The sequence below is a fragment of the Roseateles sp. genome, assembly GCF_044373315.1.
In the GTDB taxonomy this organism is placed as follows: Bacteria; Pseudomonadota; Gammaproteobacteria; order Burkholderiales; family Burkholderiaceae_C; genus JACDQM01.
The window spans coordinates 1-6,283 of record NZ_JBILQK010000139.1 but is presented as its reverse complement, the minus strand read 5'-3'; the positions used below and the strand labels follow the sequence as shown (position 1 = coordinate 6,283).

The window sequence follows — 6,283 nt, the reverse complement described above, 5'->3', positions numbered from 1 at the left end:
AGTCGCAGGCCTCGGTGCCGCCGGCGCCGGCCTGGATGTCGATGAAGCAGTTCAGCGGATCAGCCGGGTTGTTGAACATGCGACGGAACTCCAGCTGTTCCACCGTATCCTGCAACTTGGCGGCATCCGCCTCGATGGCTTCCAGACCCGCGAAGTCACCGTCCGCCTTGCTCATCTCATAGAGCTCGCTGTTGTCGGACAGATTGCTTTCGAGGTGATTGATGGTCTGGACCACTGTCTCCAGCGTGCGCTTCTCCTTGCCCAGTTCCTGGGCCCGCTTGGGCTCGTCCCAGACCTTGGGGTTTTCGAGGGCGGCGTTGACCTCGTTCAGCCGCAGTGCTTTGCGGTCGTAGTCAAAGATACCCCCTTAGCGCGGCGGTGCGCGCTGTCAGGTCGGCCAGGTTGGTGCCGATGGCATTGATGCGTTCGATGTCCATGATGTTCTTGGAATGGGCGGCGCCGGGATGGCGGCCGCTGGGGCAGGCAAGGGCACTATTTTTACATGGCGCCACCTTTGCCTCCCGCCGCGCCAGCGGCAGCCCATCAAGCAGGGTTAGCGATAGTGGGGGCAGCCCAGGGGGAGGCTGTTTTGTCAGAAAACAGTAAGCGGGTTTGATCCACAGTACGCACAACCCGGAAAGCACCATGCTCTTGCTGACATCTTCCTTAAAGTTGATCGCCGAAATCGCCTTGCTTGCGATGGCTGGCCAATGGCTGTTGGGCCTGCTGGCGGGTGCCAAGCGTGAGCAGAATTTCTTCTACCAGTTGCTGGCGATCCTGACGCGTCCGTTCACGCGCCTGACCCGCCTGATCAGCCCGCGCGTCGTGCTGGATCGACACATTCCGTTGGCCGCCTTCCTGCTGCTGCTGAGTCTGTGGCTGGTGGTGACGGTCGTCAAGATCAGCCTGTGCCTGCAGATCGGAGTTGCGCAATGCCAGTAGACACCAAGCCCAGCGTCGCCAGGTCCTGGCGCTACCAACTGCTCAAGCTGAAGGCCTTGACGGCGCTTGTGTTCGCCCAGCGCCAGCTGGCTGAGCAGATCTTTGACGAAATGTTGGAGGGCTGGCCGGGTGATGCCTACGCGCTGGCCAGCCGCGCCCACCTGCGCTCTTCGCGCGCGGCCAGGGCCGAGGCGATCAGCGATCTGCGAGCGCTGGTGGCGGCCCATCCTCGCCGCAGTGCTGGCGACTGGTTCAATCTGGCCTATCTGCTTGAAGCCGAGGGCAGGCTCGATGAGGCCGAGGCCGCCTTCCGCCAGGCCGTTGAGCTGGACGCCAAGCTGGACCGAGCCTGGTACGGCTTGGGCCTGTGCTTGATCCGCATGCATCGCTTCGAGGAGGCTGTCGCCGCTCTGAAGCGCAACACCGAACTGCAACCCATGAGCCCCTACGGCTGGTATCAGCTGGCGCGGGTTCATGTGGACCGTCAGAAACCCGAAGAGGCGCGGCGCATCATCGCGCACCTCAAAGGGTTTGAGCCCAAGGTCGCCGCTCAGCTTGAGCGTGAGACCGGACTGCTCGCCTGACGTCAAGCGGTTCACCCGCGCAGCATGCGCGCTGTTGGCGCATGGGGTGGTCCATCGGTGCCCGAGATCCCGCAGAGGGTGAAGGCCTTCTAACGACATGAAGGAGACGACAGCGATGCAATTGACCGAAAGACACCGCCAGTACTGGCAGAAGAACCTGCGGCTCACCGCAGTTCTGCTGGCGATCTGGTTCGTGGTGACCTTCGTCGTGGGCTTTTTTGCCCGCGATCTGAATTTCACCTTCTTTGGCTGGCCGTTCAGCTTCTGGGTTGCGTCCCAGGGTGCGCTGATCGTGTACTGCCTGATCATCTGGTTCTATGCGCGGACGATGAACCGCCTGGACCAGGAACACGGCGTTGCCGAAGAGGGAGCTTGATATGGCTGGCGCAACACCTTCCGCTTCTCCCGGCACGGTCAGTGCATCGGCCAATGCGGCCTTCAAGAAGCAGCTGAACAAGGTCTACACCTGGTACACCGGCGGCTTCTTCGTCTTCATCATCGCCTTGGCCATCCTTGAACAGATGGGCCTTTCGCGGCAGTGGATCGGCTTCATCTTCCTCGGTGCCACCGTGTTGCTGTACGCCGGCATCGGCTTCATGAGCCGCACGTCCGACGCCAGCGAGTACTACGTCGCCGGACGCCGGGTGCCGGCGGTCTACAACGGAATGGCCACCGGCGCTGACTGGATGTCGGCCGCGTCCTTCATCGGCATGGCCGGTACGCTCTACCTGACGGGTTACGGCGGCCTGGCCTTCATCATGGGCTGGACCGGCGGCTACTGCCTGGTGGCGCTGTTCCTGGCGCCATACCTGCGCAAATTCGGCCAGTTCACCATCCCGGACTTCCTGGGCGCGCGCTATGAAGGCAATCTGCCGCGTATCCTGGGCGTGGCTGCAGCGATCCTGTGCTCCTTCGTCTATGTGGTGGCGCAGATCTACGGCGTCGGCCTGATCACCGCGCGTCTGTCGGGCCTGGCCTTCGAGATCGGCGTCTTCGTCGGTCTGGCTGGCATCCTGGTCTGCTCCTTCCTGGGCGGCATGCGCGCCGTCACCTGGACACAGGTGGCGCAGTACATCATCCTGATCATTGCCTACATGATCCCGGTGGTGTGGCTGTCGGTAAAGCAGACCGGCATCCCGGTGCCGCAAGCTATCTACGGCTACCAGCTGCAGAAGGTCTCCGAGGCCGAGAAGCGCATCAAGGCCGATCCCAAGGAGCAGGAGGTCATCGCGATCTTCAAGGCACGTGCCGCCGAGTTCGACGTCAAGCTCAAGGACGTGCCCGCTGCGCTGGCTGCCGACAAGGCTGCCGCCACGCAGAAGCTGGCCGATCTGAAGGCCGCCAACGCACCGGCTGACCAGGTCGCCGCAGCCGAGAAGGCGCTGGCCGCCGTGCCCGCCAACGAAGCCGAGGCGAAGAAGGCCTGGACGGCAGCCAAGGCCGCCAACGAGGCGCGCGCCAGACCGCTGGCGGGCATGCCGTCGCATGCGCAGCAGTTTGCTGGTGACCCGAACGGCGATGAGAAGGCGCAGAAGACCTTCGACGAGTCGCGTCGCAACTTCCTCGCTCTGGTGTTTTGCCTGATGGTGGGTACGGCCGCGCTGCCGCACATTCTGATGCGCTACTACACCACGCCTTCCGTCAAGGAGGCGCGCGAGTCGGTGACCTGGAGTCTGTTCTTCATCTTCCTGCTGTACTTCTCGGCGCCTGCCCTGGCGGTGCTGGTCAAGTACGAGGTCTTCAACGTGCTGGTGGGCACGCCGTTTGATCAACTACCGGCCTGGATTGCCAACTGGGCCAAGGTTGACCCGGCGCTGCTCGCGGTGGCTGACGTCAACAAGGACGGCATCTTCCAGCTCGGCGAGATGAGGATCGGCGGCGACATCATCGTGCTGGCCACGCCGGAAATCGGTGGCCTGCCCTATGTGGTGTCAGGCATGGTGGCTGCCGGTGGTCTGGCTGCGGCGCTGTCCACAGCGGACGGCCTGCTGCTGACCATCGCCAACGCGCTGTCGCACGACGTGTACTACAAGATGATCGACCCGAATGCGTCGACCGCCCGCCGCGTCACGATCTCCAAGGTCCTGCTGCTGGTGGTGGCCCTGGCTGCGGCTTACGTCGCGGCGCAGAAGCCGGCTGACATCTTGTTCCTCGTCTCCGCCGCGTTCTCCTTTGCGGCTGCTGCCTTCTTCCCGGCCCTGGTGCTGGGGGTGTTCTGGAAGCGTGCCAACAAGTGGGGTGCCTCGCTGGGCATCGCGGCTGGCCTGGGTATCACCTTCTACTACATGGTGACCACCCAGCCCTGGCTGCGCGGCGTGTTCGGCGTGACCTCGCCGATCGAGCTGTGGTTCGGCATCCTGCCGATCAGTGCCGGCATCTTCGGTGTGCCGCTGGGCTTCGCGACGATCATCATCGTCAGCCTGCTGACGCCGGCACCGAGCAAGGACACTCAGGACTTGGTGGAGCATGTGCGCTACCCCGACCTGAACCTGGGCAAGCCCTGACCCTTGGCTTGATTGACTGAGAGGCAAGGCCCCGCAGCCCGCTGCGGGGCCTTTTTTTCTATTGAGCTCACGAACTCCGTTCATCGGAGGTTAGCCATGAACCCAGCTTCAACCATCGCCAGCCCGGCTGCCAGCCCTTCCGGCAGCTTGATGGCGCAGCTGCAGGCCGAATTGCAGCGCTACGCGCCTTTCGCGCAGATGCAGGTCGAGCATGTGCTGCACTTCGTACGCCACGCCACCCAGGCCTACTACGCACCGGGCGAAGCCATGCTGTCGCCGGAGTGCGGGCCGGTACAGCATTTGTTCTTTGTACGCCAGGGAGCGGTCAGCGGCCAGCGCGGCATTGCCGAAGCGGCCGGTGGCTTTCACTTCGAGCCGGGCGAATTCTTCCCCGTCGGCGCCGTGCTGGGTGCGCGTGCCGTCACAGCCAGCTACACCTCGCAGGGCGACACGTTCTGCCTGCTGCTGCCAGCCGAGCAGGTGCATGTCTTGGCCAAGCTCAGCGCTCCCTTTGCCGATTTCCTGAACCGGCGCGTGGCCCAGTTTCTGGCGCTGTCACGCCGCGCGCTGCAAGTAGCCTATTCCTCGCAGACCCTGTCCGAGCAGTCGATGGAGACGCCGCTGGCGCAGCTCAAGCGCCGTGCGCCGGCCAGCGTGTCGCCCGACACGCCGCTGCAGACGGCGCTGGAGATGATGCATCGGCGCCATATCGGCTCGGTGCTGGTCTGCGATGGCGCCGGCGCCGCTTTGGGCATCCTGACGCGCCATGACATCCTGTCGCGCATCACGCTGCCGCAGCTGCCGCTGAGCACGCCGATCGGCCAGGTGATGAGCCAGCCGGTGCATTGCCTGACGCTGGCCGACAGCGCGCAGCAGGCGGCGCTGCTGATGTCGCGCCACGGCGTTCGCCATGTGCCGGTGACTGAAGCGGGGCGCGTGGTCAGCATCGTTTCCGAGCGCGATCTGTTCGCGATGCAGCGGCTCTCGCTCAAGCAGGTCAGTACCAGCATCCGTGCCGCGCAGGACGTCGACACGCTGCGCGTGGTGGCGCAGGACATCCGACGCTTCGCGCGAAATCTGCTGGCGCAAGGCGTGGCCGCGCGCCAGCTCACTGAATTGATTTCGCACCTCAACGATGTTCTCACCCAGCGCCTGCTGCAGCTCAAGGCAGAGCAGCATGGCTTGGATGAGCGCCAGGCCTGTTGGCTGGCCTTCGGCTCTGAAGGGCGCGGCGAGCAGACCATTGCCACCGACCAGGACAACGGCCTGCTGTTTCTCAGCGATGACCCCGAGCGCGACCGGCCGCGTTGGCTGGCCTTTGCGCTGGACGTCAACGAGGCGCTGGACGCCTGTGGCTATCCGCTGTGCAAGGGCGGGGTGATGGCCTCCAATCCAGCCTGCTGCCTTAGCGCACAAGAATGGCTGGAGGCCTTCAACGAATGGATGGAGCATGGCGCGCCAGAGGACTTGCTGAAGGCCAGCATCTATTTCGACTTCCGCCCGATCTGGGGCGATGCGGCGCTGGTGACACCGCTGCGCGAACTGCTGGGCAGCCATGCGGCGCGACTGCCGCGCTTCATGCGCCAGATGGCCGAGAACTCACTGCGCAGCCGGCCGCCGCTGAACTGGCTAGGCGCGATGGAGGGCGAAAAAAACGCCGCCGGACGCGAAGGCATCGACCTGAAGCTGCATGGCACCGCCATCTTTGTGGACGTGGCACGCATCCACGCGCTGGCCCATGGAATCAGCGCCACCAACACGCGCGAGCGCTTCGAGGCCATGGGTCGCGCGCTGCAGGTGAGCACGGCAGAAAGCGAGGGCTGGATCGGCGCTTTCGAGTTTCTGCAGATGCTGCGCCTGCGTGTGCAGATGGAGGCCGCAGGCGAAGGCGCCATGCCGAACGATCAGCCGAATTGGATCGCGCTGGACGCGCTCAACGACATCGACCGCCGCGTGCTGAAGGAGAGCTTCCGCGTCGCCCGGCGCCTGCAGCAGCGCCTTGAACTGGACTGGCTGCGATGAGCTGGCTGCAAGACCTGATCCGCCGCCTGTCCGGTGGCAGCCGCGACGCGGCCGCCCGTGGCGAGCCCACGCGCTGGGTGGTGCTGGATGTCGAAACCAGCGGACTGAACCTGGAGCACGACCGCTTGCTGGCAATCGCCGCCATTGCGCTGGACATGTCGGCCACGCCGCCACGCATCCTGCTGGGCGACAGCTTCGAGATCCTGCTGCGCCAGCCGGCGGATCTGCCGA

Annotated in this window: 5 protein-coding genes and 2 pseudogenes; 6 read left to right on the top strand and 1 reads right to left on the bottom strand. The window is 64.6% G+C overall.

Translation table 11 applies throughout. From position 1 onward, the window contains the following. A pseudogene (locus tag ACIQ67_RS18770) lies at positions 1–437 on the bottom strand (PCRF domain-containing protein); the annotation flags it as partial. Positions 438–645: 208 nt separating this feature from the next. Between ACIQ67_RS18770 and ACIQ67_RS18765 the strand changes: the two are divergent. From ACIQ67_RS18765 to ACIQ67_RS18740, 6 genes and pseudogenes are all read left to right on the top strand, one after another. Further along, positions 646–942: a hypothetical protein gene (locus ACIQ67_RS18765; RefSeq protein WP_397535901.1), complete on the top strand. Its 297-nt coding sequence runs from the start codon at positions 646–648 to the stop codon at positions 940–942. Next, on the top strand, positions 933–1,526 hold the full coding sequence (locus tag ACIQ67_RS18760; RefSeq protein WP_397535900.1) for a tetratricopeptide repeat protein: 594 nt from the start codon (positions 933–935) through the stop codon (positions 1,524–1,526). Before ACIQ67_RS18765 ends, ACIQ67_RS18760 begins: the two co-directional genes overlap by 10 nt. A 115-nt stretch (positions 1,527–1,641) precedes the next feature. Continuing rightward, positions 1,642–1,902: a DUF4212 domain-containing protein gene (locus tag ACIQ67_RS18755; RefSeq protein WP_397535899.1), complete on the top strand. Its 261-nt coding sequence runs from the start codon at positions 1,642–1,644 to the stop codon at positions 1,900–1,902. Between the two features lies 1 nt (position 1,903). Then, the gene (locus ACIQ67_RS18750) at positions 1,904–4,030 is read left to right on the top strand and encodes a sodium:solute symporter family protein (RefSeq protein WP_397535898.1); all 2,127 of its coding nucleotides are present in this window, start codon (positions 1,904–1,906) and stop codon (positions 4,028–4,030) included. Between the two features lie 96 nt (positions 4,031–4,126). Further along, the gene (locus tag ACIQ67_RS18745; RefSeq protein ID WP_397535897.1) at positions 4,127–6,052 is read left to right on the top strand and encodes a DUF294 nucleotidyltransferase-like domain-containing protein; all 1,926 of its coding nucleotides are present in this window, start codon (positions 4,127–4,129) and stop codon (positions 6,050–6,052) included. Then, positions 6,049–6,283, top strand: a pseudogene (locus ACIQ67_RS18740) (hypothetical protein); the annotation flags it as partial. The gene ACIQ67_RS18745 and the pseudogene ACIQ67_RS18740, both read left to right, overlap by 4 nt.

What these genes read in the sequence shown, in the direction of transcription:
- ACIQ67_RS18765 (WP_397535901.1), top strand. Translation starts at nt 646, where the DNA reads ATGCTCTTGCTGACATCTTCCTTAAAGTTGATCGCCGAAATCGCCTTG.
- ACIQ67_RS18745 (WP_397535897.1), top strand. Translation starts at nt 4,127, where the DNA reads ATGAACCCAGCTTCAACCATCGCCAGCCCGGCTGCCAGCCCTTCCGGC.
- ACIQ67_RS18750 (WP_397535898.1), top strand. Translation starts at nt 1,904, where the DNA reads ATGGCTGGCGCAACACCTTCCGCTTCTCCCGGCACGGTCAGTGCATCG.
- ACIQ67_RS18760 (WP_397535900.1), top strand. Translation starts at nt 933, where the DNA reads ATGCCAGTAGACACCAAGCCCAGCGTCGCCAGGTCCTGGCGCTACCAA.
- ACIQ67_RS18755 (WP_397535899.1), top strand. Translation starts at nt 1,642, where the DNA reads ATGCAATTGACCGAAAGACACCGCCAGTACTGGCAGAAGAACCTGCGG.